Source organism: Stenotrophomonas aracearum (genome assembly GCF_031834615.1).
In the GTDB taxonomy this organism is placed as follows: Bacteria; Pseudomonadota; Gammaproteobacteria; order Xanthomonadales; family Xanthomonadaceae; genus Stenotrophomonas; species Stenotrophomonas aracearum.
Map to the genome: position 1 here is coordinate 3522784 of NZ_CP115543.1, position 24925 is coordinate 3547708.

At 68.0% G+C, this 24925-nt stretch carries 19 protein-coding genes; 10 read left to right on the forward strand and 9 right to left on the reverse strand.

What is annotated here, in order from left to right; genetic code table 11:
* Nucleotides 1-8: 8 nt before the first annotated feature.
* Both PDM28_RS15905 and yihA read right to left on the reverse strand, forming a co-directional pair.
* Nucleotides 9-1373 carry a glutamate--cysteine ligase gene (locus PDM28_RS15905; protein WP_311182797.1) on the reverse strand — a complete coding sequence of 455 codons (1365 nt, stop codon included), beginning with the start codon at nucleotides 1371-1373 and terminating at the stop codon, nucleotides 9-11.
* Between the two features lie 148 nt (nucleotides 1374-1521).
* Entirely contained in the window at nucleotides 1522-2160 is a 639-nt protein-coding gene (yihA, locus tag PDM28_RS15910; RefSeq protein WP_102945436.1) for a ribosome biogenesis GTP-binding protein YihA/YsxC, read from the reverse strand.
* Nucleotides 2161-2291: 131 nt separating this feature from the next.
* Between yihA and PDM28_RS15915 the strand changes: the two genes are divergently transcribed.
* The 7 genes from PDM28_RS15915 to betA all read left to right on the forward strand — a co-directional run bounded on the left by PDM28_RS15915 (nucleotide 2292) and on the right by betA (nucleotide 10847).
* Nucleotides 2292-3083 carry a c-type cytochrome gene (locus tag PDM28_RS15915; protein WP_311182798.1) on the forward strand — a complete coding sequence of 264 codons (792 nt, stop codon included), beginning with the start codon at nucleotides 2292-2294 and terminating at the stop codon, nucleotides 3081-3083.
* Nucleotides 3084-3197: 114 nt separating this feature from the next.
* On the forward strand, nucleotides 3198-3845 hold the full coding sequence (locus tag PDM28_RS15920) for a thiol:disulfide interchange protein DsbA/DsbL (protein WP_311182799.1): 648 nt from the start codon (nucleotides 3198-3200) through the stop codon (nucleotides 3843-3845).
* 107 nt (nucleotides 3846-3952) lie between these two features.
* Nucleotides 3953-4798 carry a thiol:disulfide interchange protein DsbA/DsbL gene (locus tag PDM28_RS15925; protein WP_311182800.1) on the forward strand — a complete coding sequence of 282 codons (846 nt, stop codon included), beginning with the start codon at nucleotides 3953-3955 and terminating at the stop codon, nucleotides 4796-4798.
* Nucleotides 4799-4851: 53 nt separating this feature from the next.
* A complete protein-coding gene (locus PDM28_RS15930; RefSeq protein ID WP_311184713.1) occupies nucleotides 4852-5589 on the forward strand; it encodes an endonuclease/exonuclease/phosphatase family protein in 738 nt (245 codons plus the stop codon).
* A 74-nt stretch (nucleotides 5590-5663) separates the two neighbouring features.
* Nucleotides 5664-7643 carry a choline BCCT transporter BetT gene (gene betT / locus PDM28_RS15935; RefSeq protein ID WP_311182801.1) on the forward strand — a complete coding sequence of 660 codons (1980 nt, stop codon included), beginning with the start codon at nucleotides 5664-5666 and terminating at the stop codon, nucleotides 7641-7643.
* A gap of 35 nt (nucleotides 7644-7678) precedes the next feature.
* Nucleotides 7679-9151 (forward strand): betaine-aldehyde dehydrogenase, encoded by a 1473-nt coding sequence (gene betB, locus PDM28_RS15940; protein WP_311182802.1) that lies wholly within the window; start codon nucleotides 7679-7681, stop codon nucleotides 9149-9151.
* Between the two features lie 25 nt (nucleotides 9152-9176).
* Entirely contained in the window at nucleotides 9177-10847 is a 1671-nt protein-coding gene (betA, locus tag PDM28_RS15945) for a choline dehydrogenase (protein WP_311182803.1), read from the forward strand.
* Nucleotides 10848-10854: 7 nt separating this feature from the next.
* Here betA and PDM28_RS15950 read toward each other — a convergent pair whose 3' ends face one another.
* Together PDM28_RS15950 and PDM28_RS15955 are read right to left on the reverse strand one after the other, a co-directional pair.
* A complete protein-coding gene (locus PDM28_RS15950; RefSeq protein ID WP_311182804.1) occupies nucleotides 10855-11733 on the reverse strand; it encodes an EamA family transporter in 879 nt (292 codons plus the stop codon).
* Nucleotides 11734-11844: 111 nt separating this feature from the next.
* Complete coding sequence (locus tag PDM28_RS15955; protein WP_311182805.1) at nucleotides 11845-12324, reverse strand: VOC family protein; 480 nt, start codon at nucleotides 12322-12324, stop codon at nucleotides 11845-11847.
* 285 nt (nucleotides 12325-12609) lie between these two features.
* On the opposite strand from PDM28_RS15955, the gene fhuE reads away from it, so the two are divergent.
* Nucleotides 12610-14760 (forward strand): ferric-rhodotorulic acid/ferric-coprogen receptor FhuE, encoded by a 2151-nt coding sequence (fhuE, locus tag PDM28_RS15960; protein ID WP_311182806.1) that lies wholly within the window; start codon nucleotides 12610-12612, stop codon nucleotides 14758-14760.
* Nucleotides 14761-14860: 100 nt separating this feature from the next.
* Here fhuE and PDM28_RS15965 read toward each other — a convergent pair whose 3' ends face one another.
* Both PDM28_RS15965 and PDM28_RS15970 read right to left on the reverse strand, forming a co-directional pair.
* A complete protein-coding gene (locus PDM28_RS15965; protein WP_311182807.1) occupies nucleotides 14861-17731 on the reverse strand; it encodes a TonB-dependent receptor in 2871 nt (956 codons plus the stop codon).
* A gap of 196 nt (nucleotides 17732-17927) precedes the next feature.
* Nucleotides 17928-18335 (reverse strand): ExbD/TolR family protein, encoded by a 408-nt coding sequence (locus tag PDM28_RS15970; protein ID WP_311182808.1) that lies wholly within the window; start codon nucleotides 18333-18335, stop codon nucleotides 17928-17930.
* Between the two features lie 187 nt (nucleotides 18336-18522).
* Here PDM28_RS15970 and PDM28_RS15975 point away from each other — a divergent pair, with 187 nt between their 5' ends.
* Together PDM28_RS15975 and PDM28_RS15980 are read left to right on the forward strand one after the other, a co-directional pair.
* Nucleotides 18523-20502 (forward strand): transglycosylase SLT domain-containing protein, encoded by a 1980-nt coding sequence (locus PDM28_RS15975; protein WP_311182809.1) that lies wholly within the window; start codon nucleotides 18523-18525, stop codon nucleotides 20500-20502.
* Nucleotides 20503-20605: 103 nt separating this feature from the next.
* Nucleotides 20606-21826, forward strand: coding sequence for a multifunctional CCA addition/repair protein (locus PDM28_RS15980; protein WP_311182810.1), 1221 nt, complete (start codon nucleotides 20606-20608; stop codon nucleotides 21824-21826).
* On the opposite strand, the gene PDM28_RS15985 is transcribed toward PDM28_RS15980, so the two are convergent.
* Genes PDM28_RS15985 through PDM28_RS15995 form a run of 3 tightly spaced genes read right to left on the reverse strand, consistent with a single transcriptional unit; the run spans nucleotide 21807 to nucleotide 24915 of the window.
* The gene (locus tag PDM28_RS15985; protein WP_311182811.1) at nucleotides 21807-23264 is read right to left on the reverse strand and encodes a 2-dehydro-3-deoxy-6-phosphogalactonate aldolase; all 1458 of its coding nucleotides are present in this window, start codon (nucleotides 23262-23264) and stop codon (nucleotides 21807-21809) included. The two genes, PDM28_RS15980 and PDM28_RS15985, sit on opposite strands and share 20 nt — an antisense overlap.
* A complete protein-coding gene (locus tag PDM28_RS15990; protein ID WP_311182812.1) occupies nucleotides 23261-24181 on the reverse strand; it encodes a 2-dehydro-3-deoxygalactonokinase in 921 nt (306 codons plus the stop codon). The genes PDM28_RS15985 and PDM28_RS15990 overlap by 4 nt, the downstream gene beginning before the upstream one ends.
* Nucleotides 24178-24915, reverse strand: a complete 738-nt coding sequence (locus PDM28_RS15995; protein ID WP_311182813.1) for an SDR family NAD(P)-dependent oxidoreductase — start codon at nucleotides 24913-24915, stop codon at nucleotides 24178-24180. The genes PDM28_RS15990 and PDM28_RS15995 overlap by 4 nt, the downstream gene beginning before the upstream one ends.
* Nucleotides 24916-24925 lie beyond the last annotated feature (10 nt).

Here is a 24925-nt window from a genome sequence, read left to right on the forward strand (position 1 = left end):
GGTTTTTTTCAATACGCAAACTGCTTGAACACCGGGTCCACGCTCTGCCCCCACTCGCCGTGGTACAGCGCCAGCTTTCGCTCGGCCGGGGTCAGGCCCGAGTCCACGATCTCCTGCAGCACGTCCAGGAAGTGGCTTTCATCCTGGCCGTCGGCATTGCGCGCCGCACGGCGCTGCAGGCCGGCCACCGCGATCTTCAGCGCCTCGCGCGCCAGGTCGCGCACGGTGCCGTTGCGGAACGGCAGGTTCAATGCCTGCTTCGGCACGCCGTCACGCAGTGCGTGGCGTTCGACCAGGCTGAAGTCACGCACCAGGTCCCACGCCGCATCCAGCGCCGCGTCGTCATACAGCAGGCCCACCCAGAACGCCGGCAGCGCGCACAGGCGGCTCCACGGACCGGCGTCGGCGCCGCGCATTTCCAGGTACTTCTTCAGGCGTACTTCCGGGAACGCGGTGGTCATGTGGTCCGACCAGTCGCGCAGGGTCGGCAGCTGGCCCGGCAGCACCGGCAGCTTGCCCACCATGAAATCGCGGAAGCTCTGCCCGCTGGCGTCGTGGTACACGCCGTCGCGGTAGGAGAAGTACATCGGCACGTCGAGCAGGTAATCCACGTAACGCTCATAGCCGAAGCCGTCTTCGAACACGAAGTCGAGCATGCCGGTGCGGTCGGCGTCGGTGTCGGTCCAGATGTGCGAGCGATAGCTCAGGTAGCCGTTCGGCTTGCCTTCGGTGAACGGCGAGTCGGCAAACAGCGCGGTGGCGATCGGCTGCAGCGCCAGCGACACGCGGAACTTCTTCACCATGTCCGCCTCGGAGGCGTAGTCCAGGTTGACCTGCACCGTGCAGGTGCGGGTCATCATGTCCAGCCCCAACGAGCCGACCTTGGGCATGTACTCGCGCATGATCCGGTAGCGGCCCTTCGGCATCCACGGCATCTCGTCGCGCGTCCACTTCGGCTGGAAGCCCATGCCCAGGAAGCCCAGCTGCAGCTCCGCAGCCACCTGGGCCACTTCATTGAGATGCGTGCCGGTTTCCACGCAGGTCTGGTGGATGCTCTCCAGTGCCGCACCGGACAGCTCCAGCTGCCCGGCCGGTTCCAGCGTGACCGAAGCGTTGTCGCGCAGCAGCGCGATGGTGCGGCCGTTCTCCTGCACCGGCGCCCAGCCGAAGCGGGTCAGCCCGGTCAGCAGCGCTTCGATGCCGCGCTCGCCATCGAAGGTGGGCGGGCGCAGGTCGTCCAGGCGGAAGCCGAACTTCTCGTGCTCGGTGCCGATGCGCCACTGCGCCTTGGGCTTTTCGCCGGAGGCCAACGTGGCGACCAGTTCGTTGCGGTCGGTGATCGGCGTCTCGGCGACGTGGCTGGGGCTCGACAAGGGGGGGCTCGCAGGGATTCTGGTCAGGACGGGGATGTGGGGCTCGGTGCCCCGCATCGCAAGGCCGCACTATATCGTGGCCGTTCCAGCCGTCGCGTCACCGTGACGGTTTTCTGCATCCTATCGGGAACCCCTTGACGCGCCTGGATCAGGCGACGGGCGCGTCCGGTGCTTCAGGTGCGGGCGTGTTGAGGCCGAGCCAGCCACCGATGATGGCGCGCGCTTCGTCCACGCCCTGGCGGGCCGGACCGGAGAAGGTCTGCACGCTCACCGTGTCGCCAAAGGCGGACTGCAGTTCCTTGCGTACCTTCTGCAGGGCGATGCCCTGCTGGCCCCGGCCGAGCTTGTCGGCCTTGGTCAGCAGCGCATGCGCCGGCAGCCCGCGCCGGACCGCATAGGCCAGCATCTGGCGGTCGTAGTCCTTGAGCGGGTGGCGGATGTCCATCACCACCACCAGGCCACGCAGCGCCTCGCGGGTGCGGAAGTACTGGTCGATGAAGGCCTGCCAGTGGGCCTGCAGGTCCAGCGGCACCTTGGCGTAGCCGTACCCGGGCAGGTCGACCAGCTTGGCCTCCGGGGTGACTTCGAAGAACACCAGCTGCTGGGTGCGACCGGGGGTCTTGGAGACCCGGGCCAGGCTGTTCTGGCGGGTCAGGGCGTTGAGGGCACTGGATTTGCCGGCGTTGGAGCGGCCGGCAAAGGCCACTTCGGCCCCCACGTCGTCCGGAAGTTGCCGGATATTGTGGGCCGAGAGCAGGTAATGGGCGCGTTCGAGGAGCAATGACATGCGCATAGGATCGCACGCCACCGGTTTTGCCGCACTGCCGCGTTGACCCTGGCGTGAAAGCGCATGGATAATCGGGCGATCCCCGCGTGTGCATCCTGCACATGCCAGGCCGGTCCACACGGAGCTTCCGCATGCGCCATGCTCGCGTTCTTGCCGTTTCCGCTGTTGCTGTATCGCTGTTGGCCGCTGTTGCGGTCGCCCAGACCGCCGTGACCCCGCTGCCGGACAATGCACCGGTGCGCACGGCGTCGCTCGAAGTCGATTTCAGCAAGACCACCTGGGGCGACCCCAAGGCGGGCCAGGCCAAGGCGGCCGCCTGCGCGGCCTGCCACTCGGCCGACGGCAACGCCACGGTGGAGATGTACCCCAGCATCGCCGGACAGAGCGAACGCTACGTGGCCCAGCAGATCGCCCTGATCGCCAACGGGCAGCGCACCTCCGGGGCCTCGGCGGCGATGGTGCCGTTCGTACAGGACCTCACCCCGCAGGACATGCGCGACATCGGTGCGTATTTCGCAACGCAGAAGGCCAGCGCCGGGCTTGCCGACGACAGCGCGGTCGGCGATGGTCCCTACAAGGGCATGAAGTTCTTCGAGATCGGGCAGCAGCTCTATCGCGGCGGCGATGCCCAGCGCGGCATTCCGGCGTGCATGGCCTGCCATGGACCGACCGGTGCCGGTAATCCGGGCCCGGCCTACCCGCACATCGGCGGCCAGCATGCGTCGTACGTGGCGCGGCGGCTGCAGGAGTACCAGGCCGGGGTGACCCAGGAAACCGACAAGGCGCACTTCCAGATCATGGCCAGCATTGCCAAGTCGCTGACCGAACAGGAAATCCAGGCGCTGGGCAGCTACCTGCAGGGCCTGCACAACCGCGCCGACGACGTCGCTGCGGCCTCCCCGCGGGCTGGCGCGACGCAGTAAGCCTGGACCTGCACCGGGACCGATGACAGATGCACCCCGCCCCGGTGGCGGGTTATGTTCACCACCACGCCGGCACTGGGCCGGCGTTGTTTTTTCCGATGAAGAGGGATGTAGATGTCGCTGATGCCCCGTTTGATGCTGTTGCTGCTGGCCCTGAGCCCCCTGTCGGCGCTGGCCGCGCCCGCCCCCGCCACGCTGGTGGAAGGCAAGGACTACGACGTCATTGAGGCGCCCGGCCCGTTCGCGCCGCTGGCCGGCAAGATCGAAGTGGTGGAGATGTTCGGCTACACCTGCCCGCACTGCGCGCACTTCGAGCCGCAGCTGGAAGCCTGGGCGAAGAAGCTGCCCAAGGACGTGCGCTTCACCCCGGTGCCGGCCGCCTTCGGCGGTGTCTGGGACTCGTTCGCCCGCGCCTACTACGCCGCCGACCAGCTGGGCGTGGCCAAGCGCAGTCATGCGGCCATGTTCACGGCCCTGCATGAAGCAGGCTCGCTGCCGATGCAGAACGTGTCGCCGGACGAACTGGCGGGCTTCTACGCTGCCTACGGCGTCAAGGCCGATGCCTACACCGCCGCGCTGAAGAGCGACGCGGTGGAGCAGAAGATCAAGTACGCCCGCGCCTTCGCCCAGCGCACCAAGGTGCCGGGCACCCCGGCACTGCTGGTCAACGGCAAGTACCTGGTCAAGGGCGACTCGTTCGAAGCGCTGCTGCGCAATACCGACGCGCTGATCGCCCGCGAGCGCCTCGCCAAGGCTCGCTGAACCGTCACACCCCCTGCACGCGGCGCCCCGGCGACCGCGTGGCATCATGCCCCCTTGGCTGGCGCCCGACGCGCCGGCCCCACCATGCCCCTGCTGGAGTCGCTTCGATGAAGACCCGTTTCGCCCTCATGCTGATGGCCCTGCTGCCGATACTTGCCGCCTGCAAGGCCCAGGACGGCACCGCCAACACCGCCGCCCCGACCGAACCGGCCACCCCGGCCACCGCCCCGGCCACCGAAACCGCGCCCAGCCAGACCGAAGCGACCCCGACTGAAGTCGCCCCGGCCGCCAGCGGTGAAACCGCCGCCGCCGAGACCGCCGCCGCCGAAGCCACCACCCCGGCCCCGGCCCCCGCCTCGTCGCAGCCGGTGGGTCCGGCCCCGGTCGAGGGCACCGACTACGTGGTGATCGCCAACGGCAAGCCGTTCGAGCCGGCCACCGGCAAGATCGAAGTGGCCGAAGTGTTCGGCTTCGTCTGCCCAGCCTGCGCCGCGTTCCAGCCGCTGATCGGACCGTGGAAGGCCGGCCTGCCGAGCGACGTGAACTTCGTCTACGTGCCGGCCATGTTCGGCGGTACCTGGGACAACTACGCCAAGGCGTTCTACGCCGCGCAGGCGCTGGGCCTGGAAGACAAGACCCATGAAGCGCTGTACAAGGCGATCCATGCGGACCAGAGCCTGAAGGGCGAGCGCGGCCGCGATACCCCGGAAGAAATCGCGGCGTTCTACGCCAAGCACGGCGCCGACCCGAAGCAGTTCCTGGCCGAAATGAATGGCTTCAACGTCAGCAACAAGACCAACAAGGCCAAGAAGTTCGCCCAGGACAGCCAGATCTCCGGCACCCCGTCGGTGATCGTCAACGGCAAGTACATGGTCAAGGGCAAGAGCTTCCCCGACATGCTGCGCATCGCCGATCACCTGATCGCCCGCGAACGCGCCGCCAAGGGCAACTGAGTTTCCAGGAACCTGCAACCGTCGTGACTTCCCCCAACACGCGGACCCTGCGCCTGCTCACGGCCAACATCCAGGCCGGTTCGAGCACCCGCCGCTACAGCGACTATGTGACCCGCAGCTGGTCGCATGCGCTGCCGGCGGGGCGCAAGCGGACCAGCCTGGACGCGATCGCCCAGCTGGCCCGTGGCCATGACATCGTCGGCCTGCAGGAGGCCGACCCCGGCAGCCTGCGCTCGGGCTTCACCAACCAGACCCACTACCTGGCCGAGCGCGCCGGCTTCAATTACTGGAGCCACCAGCCCAACCGCCGGATGGGCGGAGTGGCCTCCAGCGCCAACGGCCTGCTGAGCCGGCTGGAACCGGTGGAAGTGCAGGACCACGCCCTGCCCGGCCGCATCGGCGGGCGCGGCGTACTGCTGGCCAAGTTCGGCGAAGGCGCCGAAGGGCTGGCGGTGGCGGTGGCGCATCTGTCGCTGGGGACCAATTCGCGCATGTCGCAATTGGCCTTCATTGCCGACCTGCTGTCCGACCACCCCAACGCGGTGCTGATGGGCGATTTCAACTGCCTGGCCGAACGCCCGGAAATGCAGGTGCTGTACCAGAAGACCACCCTGCAGCCCCCCGGCTGCGCGGTGCCGACCTTCCCCAGCTGGCGCCCGGACCGGGCCATCGACCACATCCTGCTCAGTGACGGCCTGCAGCAGCGCAGCGCCGAAGCGGTGCCGGCGGCGTTCTCCGACCACCTGGCCCTGGCCATGGCCATCGACGTCCCCAGCCAGGCCCTGCGCTGACCACGTGAACGCCCTGTCCACAGGGCGTATGCGCTAATTCACCGGTCTGCCGGCAACGGCACCGGGGCCCCATCATGAACACCGTGGAGACACCTCCCAGCGAGGTGCGCACGCTGCGGCCGGTTTTCCTGCTCGCCGCCACCCTCGTGGCGGCCTTCGCGATCCTGGTCACCGCGTTTCCGTCCCAGTCCGGCGTCCTGCTGCTGCAGGCGCAGACCTGGGCGTCGCGCAATGTCGGCTGGTACTACCTGCTGGCGATGACCCTGTACCTCGTGTTCGTGGTCGGGGTCGCGCTGTCCGGCTACGGCAACGTGAAGCTGGGCGCGGACCACGACGAGCCGGAGTTCAGCTACCTCTCCTGGGCCGGCATGCTGTTCGCCGCAGGCATCAGCATCACCCTGTTCTTCTTCTGCGTGTCCGAACCGCTCACCCACTACCTGCAACCGCCGCAGGGCGGTGTCGGCAGCGGCGAGGCCAGCGCGCGCCAGGCCATGCAGCTGCTGTTCCTGCATTGGGGCCTGCATGGCTGGGGCGTGTTCGCGCTGGCGGCGATGGCGCTGGCCTACTTCGCCTACCGCCACAACCCGCCGCTGGCACTGCGCTCGGCGCTGTACCCGTTGATCGGCAAACGCATCAACGGCCCGATCGGCTACACCGTGGATGCGCTCGGCATCGTCGCCACCGTGTTCGGGATCGGCGCGGACATGGGCTTTGGCGTGCTGCACCTCAATGCCGGGCTCAACACGCTGCTGCCGGTACCGCATGCGCCGTGGGTGCAGGTCGCGCTGATCGTGCTGATGATGGGCGCGGCGATCACCGTTGCCGTGTCCGGGGTGGAGAAAGGCGTGCGGCTGATGTCGGACATCAACATGCTGCTGGCGATCGCGCTGCTGCTGTTCATGCTGTTCGCCGGGCCCACCCAGTACCTGCTCAGCACCTTGATGCAGAACCTGGGCGACTACCTGGGCAACGTGGTCGGCAAGAGTTTCGACGTATACGCCTATGGCGGTCGCACCGACTGGCTGGGCGACTGGACGGTGTTCTACTGGGCCTGGTGGATCGGCTGGGCGCCCTTCGTCGGGTTGTTCATCGCGCGCATCTCACGCGGCCGCACGCTACGCGAGTTCGTGTTCGGGGTGCTGCTGATCCCGCTCGGTTTCACCCTGGCGTGGCTGTCGATCTTCGGCAACAGCGCGCTGGACCAGGTGCTGCACCACGGCCAGGAACACCTGGCGCAGCTGGCCGTGGACGACCCGCCGACGGTGCTCTACGCACTGCTGGAAAGCTACCCCTGGAGCCGCGCGGTGATCGGCGTGGTGGTATTCGTCAGCTTCATCTTCTTCGTCACCTCGGCCGATTCGGGCACCGTGGTGCTGTCCACGCTGTCCTCGCATGGCGGCGTGCCCGAAGAAGACGGCCCGCGCTGGTTGCGCGTGTTCTGGGGCGTGATGATCGCGCTGGTCACCACCGGGCTGCTGCTGGCCGGCAGCATGGACGCGCTGAAGTCGGCGGTGGTGCTGGCCTCGCTCCCATTCTCGGTGGTGCTGCTGTTGATGCTGTGGGGGCTGACCCGCGCACTGGGCGAAGAATCGCAGCGCAGGAAGGCCTCGCAGTACTCGCCCGTGCCGTTGATCGGCCAGTCGCGGCACCAGCGCGGCTGGCGCCAGCGGATCACCCAGGCCGTGCATTTCCCCGTGCGCGACGAGGTCTACCGTTTCATGGACAGCGAGGTGCGCCCGGCGATGGAAGCGGTCGCCGCGCAGCTGCGCGAACAGGGGCTGGATGTCAGCACCGACTTCGAGCCCGGCCAGATGACGCTGGAAGTCGACCACGGCGAGCAGCAGGTGTTCCGCTACCAGGTGGTGTTGCAGGGCTACCTGACCCCTTCATTCGCTGCGCAGCGCTTCCGCAACCAGCGCTATTACCGCGCCGAAGTGCACCTCTACGAAGGTGGACAGGACTACGAGCTGGTCGGCTACAGCCGCCAGCAGATCATCAACGACATCATCGACCAGTACGAGCGCCACCTGCAGTTCCTGCACCTGACCCGCTGAACCCGCTGGCCGCCCCACGCACAGGAGTCATCGCCATGCCCACCTTCCCCGACCAGCTGCTCTACATCGGCGGCCGCTACGTGCCCTCGCAGGGCAACCGCACCTTCGAGGTGGTCAACCCCGCCAACGGCGAGGTGTTGGCCAACGTGCACAACGCCAACAGCGACGACCTGGACGCTGCAGTGGAAAGCGCGCGGGCCGGGCAGAAGGCATGGGCGGCACTGACCACGGTGGAACGTTCGCGCGTCCTGTTGCGCGCGGTGGCGCTGCTGCGCGCGCGCAACGACGACCTGGCCGAACTGGAAAGCCTCAACACCGGCAAGCCGCTGAGCGAAACCCTCAGCGTGGACATCGTCACCGGCGCGGACGTGCTGGAGTACTACGCGGGCGTGATGCACGGACTGGAAGGCAGCCAGGTACCGCTGCGCGAAGGCAGCTTCTTCTACACGCGGCAGGAACCGCTGGGCGTGGTCGGGGCGATCGGCGCCTGGAACTACCCGATCCAGATCGCACTGTGGAAGGCCGCGCCGGCGCTGGCCGCCGGCAACGCGATGATCTTCAAACCCAGCGAAGTGACGCCGCTGACCGCACTGAAGCTGGCCGAAATCTTCACCGAGGCCGGCCTGCCGGACGGGGTGTTCAATGTGCTGCCCGGCGACGGTGCCGGGGTCGGTTCGGCGCTGACGGAGCATCCGGGCATCGAGAAGATCTCCTTCACCGGCGGCACCGCGACCGGGCGCAAGGTGATGGCCAGCGCGTCGAGCTCCACGTTGAAGGAGGTGACGATGGAGCTGGGCGGCAAGTCGCCCCTCATCATCTGCGCCGACGCCGACCTTGGGCTCGCTGCCGACATCGCGATGATGGCCAACTTCTACAGTTCGGGCCAAATCTGCACCAACGGCACCCGCGTGTTCGTGCCGCAGGCGCGGCTGGCCGAGATGGAACAGGCACTGCTGGCGCGCGTGGCGCGGATCCGGATCGGCGACCCGATGGCGGTGGACACCACGTTCGGCCCGCTGGTCAGTGCCGCGCACATGCGCAGCGTGATGGCGCATATCGAGCGCGGCAAGGCCGAGGGTGCGCGCCTGCTCTGCGGTGGCGGACGCCTCACCGACGGCGCACTGGGCAAAGGCTGCTACGTGGCCCCGACCATCTTCAGCGACTGCCGCGACGACATGGCGATCGTACGCGAAGAAATCTTCGGGCCCGTGCTCAGCCTGCTGGCCTACGCGGACGAAGACGAAGCGGTGCGGCGTGCCAACGCCACCGAGTACGGACTGGCGGCGGGCGTGGTGACGCCCAACCTCAGCCGCGCGCACCGCCTGATCCACCAGCTGGAAGCGGGCATCTGCTGGGTGAACTGCTGGGGCGAATCGCCGGCGACGATGCCGGTGGGCGGTTACAAGCAGTCCGGGGTGGGACGCGAGAACGGGCTGGCCACGCTGCGCGCGTATACCCGTACCAAGTCCGTGCAGATCGAGCTGGACCGCTACGTGTCGGTGTTCTGAACCGGCCTGACCAGGAGATTCCGCGATGAAGCGCGAGTACGACTACATCATCATCGGGGCCGGCTCGGCGGGCAACACGCTGGCCGCGCGCCTGACCGAAGACGCCGGGATCAGCGTGCTGCTGCTGGAGGCCGGCGGCCCGGATTACCGGCTCGACTTCCGTACCCAGATGCCAGCCGCGCTGGCCTACCCGCTGCAGGGCCGGCGCTACAACTGGGCGTATGAAACCGAGCCGGAACCGCACATGGACAACCGGCGCATGGAATGCGGGCGCGGCAAGGGCCTGGGCGGTTCCTCGCTGATCAACGGCATGTGCTACATCCGTGGCAACGCACTGGACTTCGACCAGTGGGCCGGTTTCGATGGCCTGGAAGACTGGAGCTACCGCGACGTGCTGCCGTACTTCCGCAAGGCCGAAAGCCGCGACATCGGTCCGAACGATTACCACGGCGGCACCGGCCCGGTCAGCGTGGCCACGCCGAAGAACGACAACAACGTGCTGTTCCACGCCATGGTCGAGGCCGGCGTGCAGGCCGGGTACCCGCGTACCGACGACCTCAACGGCTACCAGCAGGAAGGCTTCGGCCCGATGGACCGCACCGTGACCCCGCAGGGGCGCCGGTCCAGCACCGCGCGTGGTTACCTGGACATGGCCAAGGGCCGGCCCGGGCTGCACATCGTGACCCGCGCCACCACCGACCGCATCCTGTTCGACGGCAAGCGCGCGGTGGGCGTGCGCTACCTGGTCGGCGGCAGCGCCGACCCCACCGACGCCCACGCACGCCGCGAAGTGCTGCTGTGCGCCGGGGCCATCGCATCACCGCAGATCCTGCAGCGCTCCGGCGTGGGCGCGCCGGCGTTGCTGGCCGCGCTGGGCGTGCCGCTGGTGCATGACCTGCCGGGCGTGGGCGAAAACCTGCAGGACCATCTTGAGGTCTACATGCAGTACGCGTGCACCAAGCCGGTGTCGCTGTACCCGGCGCTGCAGTGGTGGAACCAGCCCGCCATCGGCGCGGAGTGGCTGTTCAACGGCACCGGCATCGGCGCCAGCAACCAGTTCGAGGCCGGCGGCTTCATCCGCACCCGCGACGATTTCGCGTGGCCCAACATCCAGTACCACTTCCTGCCGGTGGCGATCAATTACAACGGCACCAACGCGGTGAAGGAGCATGGCTTCCAGGCGCACGTAGGCTCGATGCGCACGCCGAGCCGCGGCCACGTGCATGCGCGTTCGCGCGACCCGCACCAGCATCCGTCGATCCTGTTCAACTACCAGTCCACCGACCAGGACTGGCAGGAGTTCCGCGACGCGATCCGGATCACCCGCGAGATCATCGCGCAACCGGCGCTGGACCCGTATCGCGGTCGCGAGATCAGCCCCGGCGCCGACTGCCGCACCGACGCCGAACTGGATGCGTTCGTACGGGCGCGGGCGGAGACGGCGTACCACCCGTCGTGTTCGTGCGCGATGGGCACCGACGCGATGAGCGTGGTGGACGGCCAGGGCCGCGTGCACGGCATGCAGGGCCTGCGCGTGGTGGACGCGTCGATCATGCCGCGGATCATCACCGGCAACCTCAATGCCACCACCATCATGATCGCCGAGAAGATCGCCGACCGGATCCGCGGCCGCACGCCATTGCCGCGCAGCACGGCGGCGTACTACGTGGCGGGTAACGCACCGGTAAGGCGATGAAACGACATTACGCGGGGGCGCCCGGCACCGGTACCGGTGCCCGCTTCGCGGTAATCGTGCTGCCAATCGACGCCACCACCGTGCAACCAATTGCGGCCCACTGCAGCGGGGTCAGGTGCTCGGCCAGCAGGCCCATCGCCAGCAGCGCGGCCACCGCCGGCTCCATGCTGATCAGGATGCCGAAGGTCTCCTTGGGCAGCCGCTTCAACGCGGCCATTTCCAGCCACATCGGAATCGAGCTGGACACCACCGCCACACCGAGCCCGAACAGCAGGATCTTCGGGTCCAGCAGCGCCATGCCCGCATGCGCCACGCCCACCGGCACCACCACCAGCGCGGCGGCGCACAGGCCCAGCGACACCGTGTGCCCGGCCGGCAGGTGGCCGGCGCGCTTGCCGAAGATGATGTAGAGCGCCCAGCACACCGCCGCGCCCAGCGCATACAGCACGCCAACCAGGTCCAGCGGCTCGCCATGGCCCAGCGGCAGCAGCATCAGCAGGCCGGCCGCCGCACAGCCCACCCAGACGAAGTCGATGGGCCGACGCGAGGACCACATCGCCACCGCCAGTGGCCCGCAGAACTCGATGGCCACCGCGATGCCGAACGGAATCGTGCGCAGCGCCATGTAGAACAGCAGGTTCATCGCCCCCAGGGTGATGCCGTAACGCAGGATTGCGCCGGCGTCAGCGCGCGAGGTGGCCCGACGCCACGGCCGGAACACCGCCAGCAGCACCAGCGCGGAGAAGCCCACGCGCAACGCGCTGGTGCCCTGCGCCCCGATCAACGGGAACAGCTGCTTGGCGAACGAGGTGCCGACAGCGAGGGACGTGACCGAGCCGAGCACGGCCAGGACGGGAAGCAGCGATGAGAGGCGCGTGGTAGACATCGCGCGAGCATACGCGCGTCACCCGTTCCGCATAAGAGCCATTCGCGTAGCGACACGCCATGCGTGTCCTGCGTGCGGCCGGGCACCTCGTGGGACACGCATGGCGTGTCGCTACCCTTTCACCGCGGCTTCTATCTTTGCTACGTCTATCTTTTTCATGGTCATCATCGCTTCGAAGGCGCGCTTGGCCACTGCGGGGTCGCTGCTGTTGAATGCTTCGGTCAACACGCGCGGGGTGATCTGCCAGGACAGGCCCCATTTGTCCTTGCACCAGCCGCAGTCGCTTTCCTGCCCGCCATTGCCGACGATGGCGTTCCACAGGCGGTCGGTTTCGGCCTGGTCGTCGGTGGCGATCTGGAACGAGAACGCTTCGCTGTGCTTGAACGCGGGTCCGCCGTTCAAGCCGATGCAGGGAATGCCGACCACGGTGAACTCCACGGTCAGCACGTCGCCCTTCTTGCCGGACGGGAAGTCCGAAGGCGCGCGATGCACGGCGGTAACCGCGCTGTCCGGAAAGGTTGCAGCGTAAAAGGCCGCCGCTTCTTCGGCGGTGCCGTCATACCAGAGGCACAGGGTGTTCTTGGCGATCATCGGGGCATTCCTGGAATCGGGCCGAACCCGGGTGCCGCCAAGGTAGGCCGCACTGTGTTAACCCCCGGTGGGCCAGCGTCTACCCCCGGTAGACATTGCGGATGGGACTGATTCGCATTACCATAACTGAATGCCGTTTGCGCCAGGGAGGCGCTTCGGCACTCAGTTGCCACCGCCCGTGCCGCTGCATCGCACCCGCCAGACGCTGACTGCCCCCACTTTTCGCAGCGCCCGGCATCCGAGGATCGCCGCCTGGTGCGCGCCGCTGCTCCAGGAACCGCTCTGATGACCCGTACCTCCGCTGTGCTGTCCCGCTCCTTGCCGCAAGGCCGCCTGCCGCAGGCGCTGCTGATTGCGCTGGCCACCCTGGCCGCCGCGCCCGCCTTCGCCGAAGACGCCGCTGCCGACCCGACCACGCTGGACAAGATCGTGGTCAAGGGTGAGCGCGCCGAAGGCTACTCGGTGCGTCGCACCTCGGCCGGTACCCGCTTCGACCTGGCCCCGCGCGAGATCCCGCAGTCGGTCAGCATCATCAGCCACCAGCGCATCGAGGACCAGAACCTCGACGACATCATCGACGTGCTGGCCAACACCACCGGCGTGAGCAGCACCCAGTCCGACACCGAGCGCACCGAGTTCTACTCGCGCGGCTTCTATATCGACAGCTACCAGTACGACAACCTGCCCACCCAGATGGTGCAGAACTGGAGCTACGGCGATTCCGGCCTGGACCTGGCCCTCTACGACCGCGTGGAAGTGGTGCGCGGCGCCACCGGCCTGCTCACCGGCGCGGGCAACCCGTCGGCCTCGGTCAACCTGATCCGCAAGCACGCCGACAGCGCTGAACTCACCGGCAGCGTCTCGGTCAACGTGGGCAGCTGGGGCCGCACCCGCAGCACCGTGGACGTGACCACCCCGCTCAACGCCAGCGGCTCGGTGCGCGCCCGCGTGATCGGCAGCTACCTCGACACCGAATCGCAGATGGATCGCTACGACCAGCACAAGACGCTGGGCTACGCGGTCATCGACGCCGACCTGACCCCGGACACCCAGCTCAGCGTGGGCTACGACTACCAGCAGAAGCGCGCCAACGGCGCTACCTGGGGTGGTTTCCCGATGTTCTTCTCGGACGGGACGCGCACCCCGTTCGACGAATCGTTCGCTGCCAATCCCGGCTGGACCTATTGGGACACCACCAGCAAGCGCCTGTTTGCCACGCTGGAGCACGGTTTCGCCAATGACTGGAAAGTGCGTCTTGGCGCGACGCACGACAAAACCAACGCAGATGACAAGCTGTTCTACCCGTTCTACGCGGCGTTCGACAAAAACGACGGCTCCGGCATCACGCCCATGGCCGGGCTGTACGAGACCCAGCGCGAGGTCAACGCTTTGGACGGTTACGTGGAAGGTCCATTCCAGCTGTTCGGTCGCCAGCATGAAGTCATGGCCGGCGTGAGCTACAACAAGCGCGAGTATGCCAACTACGGTGATTTCCAAAGTGGTTGGGCGCCCTTGGATAACTATCTCGCCTGGACCGGGGATTTTCCGGAACCCAACTGGAACGCACTGACGCTTGCCAGCGAAGGCACCATCACGCAGAAGGCAGGCTATGCAGCCACCCGCCTGTCGTTGGCTGACCCGCTGAAGCTGATCCTGGGTGCACGCTACAGTGACTGGGAGCTCGACGGGACCGAAGGCACTGTAGTCAGCAGGTTTGGCCACAAGGTCACTACCCCGTATGCAGGCCTGGTGTTCGACATCAATGACACGTGGTCGACCTATGCCGCCTATACCGAGATCTTCCAGCCGCAGACGCTCAAGCAGCGAGATGGAAGCTACCTTGATCCGGTGGACGGCAAGAGCTACGAAGTCGGCGTGAAGGCCGCTTGGTTCGACAACCGCTTGAATGCATCGGCGGCCGTATTCCGAATTGAACAGGATAACGTTGGTCAAGCCACCACCGAGCTTGTGGAAGGCAGTGAGAACGAGTTCGCCTATATCGCCGCACGGGGCACGGTCAGCCGGGGTTTCGAGCTTGAAGTCAACGGTGAGCTGACCCAGGGCTGGAATGCTACTTTCGGTGCATCGCGCTACGTGGCGAAGGATATCGACGGTGCGGACATCAATACCAACCTGCCGCAGACGTCGATCAAGCTGTTCACCAGCTACACGCCGCAAACGCTGCAGGACCTCACCGTGGGCGGCGGCGTCAACTGGCAGAACCGCATCTATTATCCGATCCCGGGGCTGGGCCGTTTCGAGCAGGAGGGCTACGCCTTGGTGAGCGCATTCGTGCGCTACCGCCTGGCCCCGCAGTTCAGCGTGCAGGCCAACCTCAACAACCTGCTGGACAAGAAGTACCTGTCGCAGATCAACGGCTACGGTGCGTTCGGCGACGGTCGCAACGGGTCAATCAGCTTCACCTGGTCGTTCTAAGGCGTCAGCCGGGCAGAGGCTGGCTCTACGTCACCTGCGGTAGTGCCGGGCCCTGCCCGGCAAAACAGGGGCGCCAGCGGCGCCCCTGTGCTTTTGTGCCTTAGAACCGCAGATCCGCGCGCACGTACCAGTAGCGGCCACGCGGGATGTCATACGTCGACGCGTCATACCCGTTCAACGAGCACGACAGGCAGATCGGCGGATCCTTGTCGAACGCATTGTTCAAGCCGGCGCTGAGCTGCAGGCCCTTCATCCAGTCGAACTTGTAACCCACCTGGAAATCATTGTAGGTGGTGGCCGCCAGCTCGTTGGTGCCGGCAACCTGGTCGCTGCACACCGGGAACGCCGCCGCATCGCCGCACTCTTCGGTGAGCTTGGAGATGTGCCGCACCGTCCACGACGCGTTCCAGTTGCCCAGGTTCCAGCTCAGCGAGGCGTTGCTGGTCCACTCCGGAATCGAGCTGTCGGTGACTTCCACGCCCGGTTCCTGCGGCTGGCGCTGGCCCGCCGCACCCACGGCCTCGTAGCGGCCGACGAAGGTGTTCTGCCAGCCCAGCTTGAACTGGCCGATGTCGCTCTGCGGGAAGGTCCAGAACAGGTCCACGTCCCAGCCGTCGGTCTTGATCGAGCCCAGGTTGGTCAGGCGGTTGTTGAAGCCACTGACCGCACCGGTGGAGGCGCGGGTGATGCCGCCGCAGTACAGCGGGTCCAGCGTGTCCACGCACAGGTCAAGCTGGGTCTGGGCATTGATCGCCTGGATCGCGCCTTCGATGTTGTGGCGGTAGAAGGTCACTTCCACGTCGAAGCGTTCCGACCACGAGGCGTTGTTGCCGAACCACGGGCTCCACACGAAGCCGGCACTGAAGCTGCGCGAGGTTTCCGGATCGAGCTGGTCGTTGCCGCCGGTGGTGACCGAGATCTGCGAGTTGGCCTGCTGGAAGCCGGCCGGCACGCCCAGCGCCGCGCAGTTGGCCGCACTGCCGCGCGGCGGGGTGCCGCCCAGGCCGACCGAGCACGGATCGAACAGCTGCAGGTCGGCGCGCGCGGCCGAACCGTACAGTTCACCGATGGACGGAGCACGGAAGCCTTCGGCATAGCTGGTCCGCAGCACGAAGTCGTTGGTCACCTGCCAGCGCAGGCCGTACTTCGGCGTGAACTCGCCACCGAAGGTGGAGTAGTCCGAATAGCGCCCGGCCAGGCTCAGGTCCAGTTTGTCGCCGAGCGGACTGTTGGCGAAGATCGGCACCGCCAGTTCCAGGTACATTTCATTGACGTCGTACGAACCGGAAGTCGGCAGCGACGGCACGCCGTTGTAGTGCCCGGCCACGGTGATCGGGTCCGGTTGGTACTCACCCTCGTACTTGCGGTACTCGTAACCGGTCGCGAACGACACCGGGCCGGCCGGCAGGGTGAACAGGTCGCTGCTCAGGTTGGCGGTGAACAGGCTCAGCTCGTTCTGGCTGCGGTCGCGCACCACCGGCTGGATCCAGTCCAGCATCTGCCGCGTGATGGTGCCGGGGCCGCCGAAGATGTTCAGCGGCACGCAGCCGGGCGTGGCCGCGCACACGGCCGGGTCACCCAGCGCGATGTTCGCGTTGTAGATGTTGTAGCTGCCGAAGTTGGTCTGTTCGGCCTTGTTCTTGCTGTACATGCCGTTGACGTCCCACGACCAGCTGCGGTCTGCGGCCTGGAACAGGCCGGTCAACCCGGTGGCGAAGTACGTGGTGTTCACTTCCTGCTCGAAGATGCGCGGCCCGCCTTCCACCGGTCGGCGCCCGATCATGCTCAGGTTGCTGCCCGAATCCAGGTCGAAGCCGAATGGGTTGTACGGGTTGAGCGCGGAGATGACGATGTTGTCGGCCAGCGGATTGCCGGTAGCGCCGTCAGGCCCGAAGAACAGCGGTTCCGGACCGGCCTGGTTGGTCGACTCGCGGCGGTTGGCCAGCGCCTTGATGTACCACTGCACGTTGTCGGTGATGTCGAAGCGGAACTGGCCGAAGATGCCCTTGCGCTCGGACGGAGTGAGCAGCAGGTTGTACTCGGCGAAGTTGAAGCGGTCCGCGGTGGTGAAGCAGTGGTAGTCGTCGGTGCGGTCGCAGCCGCCCACGCCGTTGAAGGTCGGGTTGGTCGCGCCGTTGTTCGGGGTGATGTTGTAGGCGATGCCGGTATTCGGGTCGGTGAACATGAAGCGCCCGGTCGGCGTGGCCGAGCTGCCGAACGACAGGCCGGTGCCGGGGATCGGGTAGCGCGACTGTTCACGGCTGCTGGCCTTTACGTCGTCCTGCTTGGTCCAGCTCGCGCCGAGGAACAGGGTGTAACGGTCGCCGCTGGTGCCCCAGGCCAGGTCCACGCCCTTCTGGGTACCGTCGCCCTTGGTGTACTCGCCGTAGTTCAGGGTGACCTGGCCGCCGTCGAACTCGCGGCGGGTGATGATGTTGACCACGCCGGCGATGGCATCCGACCCGTACAGCGAGGACGCGCCGTCTTCGAGCACTTCGATGCGTTCGACGATCGCCAGCGGAATGGTGTTGAGGTCGGTGGCCGCGCCCACGCCCGAGGCGGAGGATTCGTTGACCCAGCGGATGCCGTCGACCAGCACCAGCACCCGCTTGGCACCGAGATGGCGCAGGTCGACCTGGGCCGAACCGGCACCGACGCCGCTGCCGTCAGGCGGGAAACCGAAGTTGCCGGACGAGTTGAACTTGGCGTTGAGCGCCGAACCGGAGCCGGTCAGCTGCTGCAGGACTTCGCCGATGGAGTTGAGACCGGTGCGTTCGATCTCGCTGCGGGTCAGGGTCTGGATCGGCACCTGGCCTTCGACCTCGGCGCGCTTGATGCGGGTACCGGTGACTTCCACCCGGTCCAGGTCGGTGGGGGTGCGGGACGCATCCTGCGCGGTGGCAAGGGTGGGGACGGACAGCAGGCACAGCGCTACAGCAGCCGCCAACGGGCGGTAATGCAGGGTGTTCATTCGCTCTCTCTCCAAAGGAATGGGTAGCTGGTACCGCCCCGCCCCCCCTTGAAGCGCGGCAGCGTCTCCTTTGTAAACATTCTGTAAAGATGAAGGTGTGATGAAACCTTCACTTTCGCAGGGAGCGTACGAGAGCGTCATCGAACGGCGCGTTCGGAACGACGGGCCGGGATGGCTCCCGGCCCGGACGCATGTCTTACGGCCGCACGAACGCGATCTTTTCCATGTGCGCGTTGTTGGCGGCGGCCAGCACCTTGGCCATCACGTCGTATTCGGCGTTCGGGTCGGTGGCGATCCGCAGCTCCGGCAGGTTGCCGGTAGTGGCCTGGGCGGCGTCCTGCATGCGCTGCTGCAGGGAAGACACGGCTACCACCTGCCCGTTCCAGCTGACCTGGTTGCTGGCGTCCACGCGCAGTTCGATCGGCGGTGGCGGCGCGACCGGCGGCACGATCGTGGTCGGTTGCGGCAGGTTGACCGGGATGGGCATCGAGACCATCGGGGCGGTCACGATGAAGATGATCAGCAACACCAGCATTACATCGACCAGCGGAGTGACGTTGATCTCGGCCAGGGGGCCGGACTTGCCTGCTGCGGTGAAGGCCATGGGGTGCTCCTTGTCGGGTGGTGATGCGTGGAGCCGGCCAGCGGCCGGCACTACCGGTTCCCTGCGTGTGGTGCGTCTCCGACATTACGCGCGTTCGCGCCGCCCATTCATGGCGCGGCCCGGTGCCGTTCATCATGGAGTTGGCTTGCCCACACCGACGTTCACTGGCGCCCGCTATCCTTTCGGCATGAACCGACTCCCCGTGCATATCCTCAGCGCCGTCCCCCTTCTCGCCTGCCTGGGGCTGAGCGCGGCGGCCGGCGCCCAGAGCCTGGACGCGCAGCGCGCGCAGATGAAGGCGGCCATCGACAACGCCGAGCGCGGCCAGTTCGATCCGGCCCAGGCCGCAGCGCTGGTCAAGCACCCGCTGTACCCGTGGCTGGAGTACGCCAACCTGCGCCGCAACATCGACACGGTGACCACCGCGCAGGCCCAGGATTTCCTGAAGCGCTACAACGGCCAGGCCGTGGCCAGCAGTTTCCGCAGCGTGTGGCTGCCGGCGGTGGCCCGCCGCGAAGACTGGCCCACCCTGCTCGCCAACTGGGCGCCGACCGACAACGTCGGCCTGCGCTGCGCGCAGCTCAACGCGCGCCAGGCGACCGGCAAGGCCGATGCCCAGTGGGTCAGCGACGCCCAGGCCATCTGGCGCAGCACCGGCAAGTCGCTGCCCGACGCCTGCGACCCGGTGTTCGCGGTGCTGGATGCGAAGGGCGGGCTGAGTGCGGACCTGCGCTGGGCGCGGATCGACGCCGCCGCCGACGCGCAGCAGCCGGCGGTGATGCGCAGCGCCGCGCGCGGCCTGCCCGCGGCCGACCTGGCCTTGGCCAACACCTACGCCGCGTTCGTGGACAACCCCAACGCCAGCGCCCTGAACTGGCCGCGCAACGAACGCAGCCGGCGCATCGCCACCGACGGCCTGGCCAAGCTGGCCAAGGCCGACCCGGATGCCACCGAACGGCAGCTGCCGCAGTACGCCGATGCACTTCAGCTCAGCGCCGCCCAGCAGGCCGACGTGAAGTACCAGATCGCGCTGTGGACGGTGGCCTCGTACGGGCCGGACTCGGCGCGCCGGCTCAACGCCGTGCCCGATTCGGCCTATGACGAACGCCTGCACGAGTGGCGCGCGCGCGAGGCGATGTCGCGGGGCGACTGGCCGGCCACGCTGGCCGCGATCCGCAAGATGGGCCCGAAGCAGCGCAGCGACTCGCGCTGGCGCTACTTCGAGGCGCGCATGCTGGACAAGACCGGCAAGCGCAACGAGGCGCTGCCGCTGTTCCGCGAAGCCGCGCGCTCGGCCACCTTCCATGGCTTCCTGGCCGCCGACCAGCTGGGCCAGAACGCGTACACGCTGTGCCCGCTGGAACCGAATGACAGCGCGCAGGCGCAGGCCGCAGTCGCCCGCGATCCTGCGATCGTGCGCGCGATGGAACTGTTCAAGATCGAACGCTCCGGCTGGGCCGTGGCCGAGTGGAACGACGCGCTGACCCGCTTCGACACCACCCAGCGCCGTATCGCGGTGGAAGTGGCGCGCGACAACGGCTGGTTCGACCGCGCGGTGTTCTCGCTGGGCAAGACCCCGGACGAGCAGCGCCTGTACAGCCTGCGCTTCCCCCTGCACCACGACGATGCGATCCGCCGCGAATCGGCGCGCAACGCGATCGACCCGGCCTGGGTGGCGGCGGAGATCCGCGCCGAGAGCATCTTCAATCCGAAGGCGCGTTCGCCGGCCAACGCGATGGGCCTGATGCAGGTGCTGCCGGCCACCGGTGCCAGCGTGGCGAAAAACATCGGGCTGTCCGGCTACGGCGGCGCCGCCAGCCTGTATGACCCCGACACCAACATCGCGCTGGGCACCGCCTACCTGCGCCAGCTGATGAACAAGTACGACGGCCTGCCGTACGTGACCATCGCCGCGTACAACGCCGGCCCGACCCCGACCGCACGCTGGCAGGCGCAGCGCCCGGGCTTCGACCCGGACATCTGGATCGAGACCATCAGCTACAAGGAAACCCGCGAATACGTCGCGCGCATCCTGGCCTTCAGCGTGATCTACGACTGGCGCTTGAACGGCGACGCACTGCCGGTGACCGACCGCATGAACGGGCGGCTGCAGGCCAAGCGCAAGGCGCTCACCTGCCCTGCCGACGCCGAGAAGGGCGGCGAGTAGTGCCGGCCGCCGGCCGGCTCCTCGCATGGCCGGCACCGCGCGGAGCCGGCCAGCGGCCGGCACTACGGCATGCCGCGCTGCACGGCGTGGCATCATTCAAACCATGAAGATCTATCTCGTTGGCGGCGCCGTGCGCGACCGCCTGCTGCAGCGACCGCCCGGCGACCGCGACTGGGTGGTGGTCGGTGCCACCCAGGCCGAAATGGAAGCGCAGGGCTACAAGGCGGTCGGCAAGGACTTCCCGGTGTTCCTGCACCCGGACAGTGGTGAGGAATACGCGCTGGCGCGTACCGAGCGCAAGTCCGGCCGCGGCTATCGCGGCTTCGTGGTCGACGCCGACCCGTCGGTGACGCTGGAAGACGACCTGCAGCGCCGCGATTTCACCATCAATGCAATTGCCTGCGACGAGGCCACCGGCACGCTGGTGGACCCCTATGGCGGCGTGCGCGACATCGAACAGCGCGTGCTGCGCCATGTCGGCCCGGCCTTCATTGAGGACCCGCTGCGCGTGCTGCGTGCGGCACGCTTCATGGCGCGCTTCGCACCGCTGGGCTTCACTGTCGCACCGGAGACACTGCAGCTGATGCGGCAGATCGCCGAAAGCGGCGAACTGGATGCGCTGGTGCCCGAACGCGTGTGGCAGGAACTGCGCCGCGTGCTCGGCTCGGCGCAGCCGTCGGCGTTCCTGCGCACCCTGCACGACGCCGGTGCGCTCGGCGCGGTGCTGCCGGAACTGGAAGCACTGTACGGCGTGCCGCAGCGGGCCGAGTACCACCCGGAAGTGGACACCGGCGTGCACCAGGAAATGGTCAGCGACAAGGCCGCGCAGCTGGCCCCGGGCGATGACCAGGTGGGATTCGCCGCGCTTACCCACGACCTCGGCAAGGCGCTGACGCCGCAGGCGGAGTGGCCGCGCCACGTGATGCACGAACAGCGCGGCCTGGCCCCGCTGCGGGCGCTGTGCGAGCGCTTGAAAGTGCCGCTGGACCATCGCCAGCTCGCGGAAGCGGTGTGCCGCGACCATCTCAACGTGCACCGCATCGACGAACTGCGCGATGCCACCGTGCTGGAGCTGCTGGGCCGCTTCGACGGCTTCCGCCGCCCCGAGCGCATTGCGCGCATCGCGGTGTGCTGCGAAGCCGACGCCCGTGGCCGGCTCGGATTCGAAGATCGTGCTTACCCGCAGGGCGAGACGTTGAAGCGCCTGCACCAGGCGGCGCTGTCCGTGCAGGCGCGCGACCTGGACGTGACCCACCTGAAAGGCCCCGCCATCGGCGAAGCCCTGGCCCGGGCACGGATCAAGGCTATCGCCGCAGCGCGCTGACCACGAACAGGCCGCCTGCGCCCGGTGAACGGGCCAGGTCGGCGTCGGACAGGCGCGCGCGGGCGGTGGTGATGAACAACCTTCCGTCTGGCGCGAACGCCAGGCTGCCCACATGCGCCGCCGGCACCGGAATCGAGCGCAGCACAGCGCCGTTCGGGGCCAGCTCCACGACCGCATGGCCACCCCACATCGCCACCCACAGGTGACCGTCGGCGGACATCGCCATGCCATCGGGTTTGCCGGGTACGCCGAGGAAATCGGTGACCACGCGCGGTTCGTCCAGCGTGCCCGCCTCGATGTCGACCGGATACGCCAGCAGCGTGCGCGCCAACGTATCGATCACGAACAGGGTGCGCTCATCGGCGGAGAACGCCATGCCGTTGGCGACCCCCAGCCCGTCGGCCACGCGCTGCGCCGGTGCATCTACGTGCGTTGCATGGAACAGCGCGCCGCGACCGCCCAGCAGTCCGCGGTGCATCGTCCCTCCCCACAGGCCACCACGACTGTCCACGACCAGGTCGTTGAGCCGGCAGCCCGCGCCGACCTCGATCTCCGGGCCGGCCTGGATGCTGCCGTCCAGCGACAGCCGCAGGAAATGCGTTTCGCCGTTGCCGACCAGCGCGGCGCCATCGCGACCCAGCGACCACACCGGCTCACCCAGGGGTACGCGCGTGCACTGCGTGTCGTCCCAGCGCAGAAGGCACGGCGCGGTGGGGTCGACCCAGTACAGGGCACCGTCGGCGGCAACCACGGGCGACTCACCGACCATGGTCTGCGCAGCGTGTGCCAGCGTGGCCACCGGTGCCGGTGGGGCCTGCAGCGCCTGCATCCACGCACGGGCGCGGCGGCCCACTTCGTCGGCCCCGCGACCGGGCCGGTACAGATCGGTACCGACGCCGAACGCCTGCACGCCGGCCTCGCGATACGCCCCGATGTCCGTCGGTCCTACGCCACCCACCGCGATCAACGTGGTGTCTTTCGGCAGCACCGCCGACAACGCCGACAGCCGTGGCCGCGCGCCATGCGCCGGGAAAGCCTTGAGGTGTCGTGCCCCGGCGGCGAGCGCCGCAAAGGCTTCCGTAGCGGTGGCGAAGCCAGGCAGCGGCACCATGCCGTGCGACCGCGCGGCGGCGATCACGGCCGGATCGCTGTTGGGTGCCACGCAGAACGCGCAGCCGGTGGCGGCCAACTGCTCGACCGCTGCAACGGTCACCACCGTACCCGCACCAATGAGCATGCGCCCCTGGAAGTGCGCGGCCAGCGCCGCGATGGTGGTGAACGGGTCAGGCGAGTTGAGCGGCACTTCGGCCAGCCGCACGCCTGCGTCGTACAGCGCCTCCACCACGTCTACCGATTCGGCGCCGGTCAAGCCGCGCAGGATCGCGATCAGGCCGGTTTCATCCAGTGCGCGGTCGAATGCCATGGCATGCGTGCTCATGCCAGCGCTCCTGCCGCGCGGTGCAACGCGAGGAACCCGCGCGTGGACGCCTGCTGCGAGGCGATGGCCACGCCGGAGCTCCCCAGCTCCTGCAGCGCGCGCGCATACAGCGCACACACCGGCGCAGCCCCTACCAGCGGAATGGCGTCCAATGTCCCTCCCCAGTACCGCTGCACATCGGCCAGCTCGGCGCCGATCAGCAGCCCGCGCAGGTACGCCGCTCCATCCGTGCGCGGCAGGTCGCCGCGGATCACCCGCGCACGCGCACCGAACAGCAGCGTGCCCAGGCCGGTCCCGTGCTGCGCCGCCTGTACGCCGGCCACGAATGCCGCGCCATCGTGCGCCGGACCGTCCACCACTGAAGCCAGCAGGCCAACCGCAGTGAGACGGTCGAAGATCTCCCCTGACATCGCGGTCATGAATTCAACCACCACACCCTGCTCCAGGCGCACCCATTTGCTGTGCGTGCCCGGCAGCGCGACCAACCCGGTGGCCGGGATCGCGCCGCTGGCCACCATGCCCAGCAACTCGGTTTCCTCGCCCCGCATGATGTCCGGCGCGCCGTCGCTGCGTCGGCAGGCCAGCCCCGGCACGATCGCCACGGGATGCGCGCCGATGCGGACCTCGTGCAGCTGGCCGGCGATCGCGTCCGGCGAGGCCGGGCAGTCCACGTAGCCGGCGTCGCTCCAGCCGATGTTGGACCCGATCATGCCGCTGGCATAGATGCGCGTGGCCTGTGGCCACGTGGCCACCACCTCTTCCAGCAGCGCCTGCATCTGCGCGCGCTCCAACCCGGCGATGCCGCGCGGCTGTTCGAGGGTGCCGGTGACCGCGCCATCGGCGCCGATCCGATAGGCACGGAAATTGGTGCTGCCCCAGTTGATGCCGATGATGTAGCTGTCGTGCGCTGCGCTCATCGCCGGGTCACTCCTGCACCGCCGTCCAGCGCGAACACCGACCCGGTGATCCAGCCGCTGCGCGACGAGGCCAGGAACAGCGCCAGCTCGGCCGCGTCCTGCGGCGTGCCGAGCCGGCCCAGCGGATGCCGCTGTTCATTGCTGCGGCGCGCGGCTGCCGGGTCGGCGGCACGCGCGAACGACGCCTGCAGCATCGGCGTGTCGACCGAGGCCGGCGCGATGGTGTTGACCCGGATGTTGTCGGGAGCCAGCTCCAGCGCAGCGGTCCGGGCCATTTCCTCCAGCGCCGCCTTCGAAGCTGCATAGGCGGCCAGTCCGGGCGTGGCGAAGCGCGCGTTGATCGACGACACCAGCACGATGCTGCCGCCACGCCCGCGCATGTCCGGCACCACCTCGCGGATCACCCGCAGCGCGCCCAGCACGTTCACCGAATACACGTCCAGCCACTGCGCATCATCGCTGTCGAGCGTGCTGCCCGGCGGGCAGATCCCGGCGCAATGCACCAGCGCGTCGAACGGTCCCATCGCGCCGCGCAGGTCGTCGATGGCAGCGGTGACCGCTGCCGCCGAACGCAGGTCGGCCACCGCGCTGGCGTCGGCGCCCGGTGCTTCGCCGAGATCCAGCGCGGCCACCCTGGCGCCGTCGGCGCGCAGCCGTGCCACCACCGCCGCGCCGATCCCACTGGCCGCGCCGGTGACCAGCACCGCGCGCCCCTGCATTCCCGCCTCGCTCATGCCCTGCCCT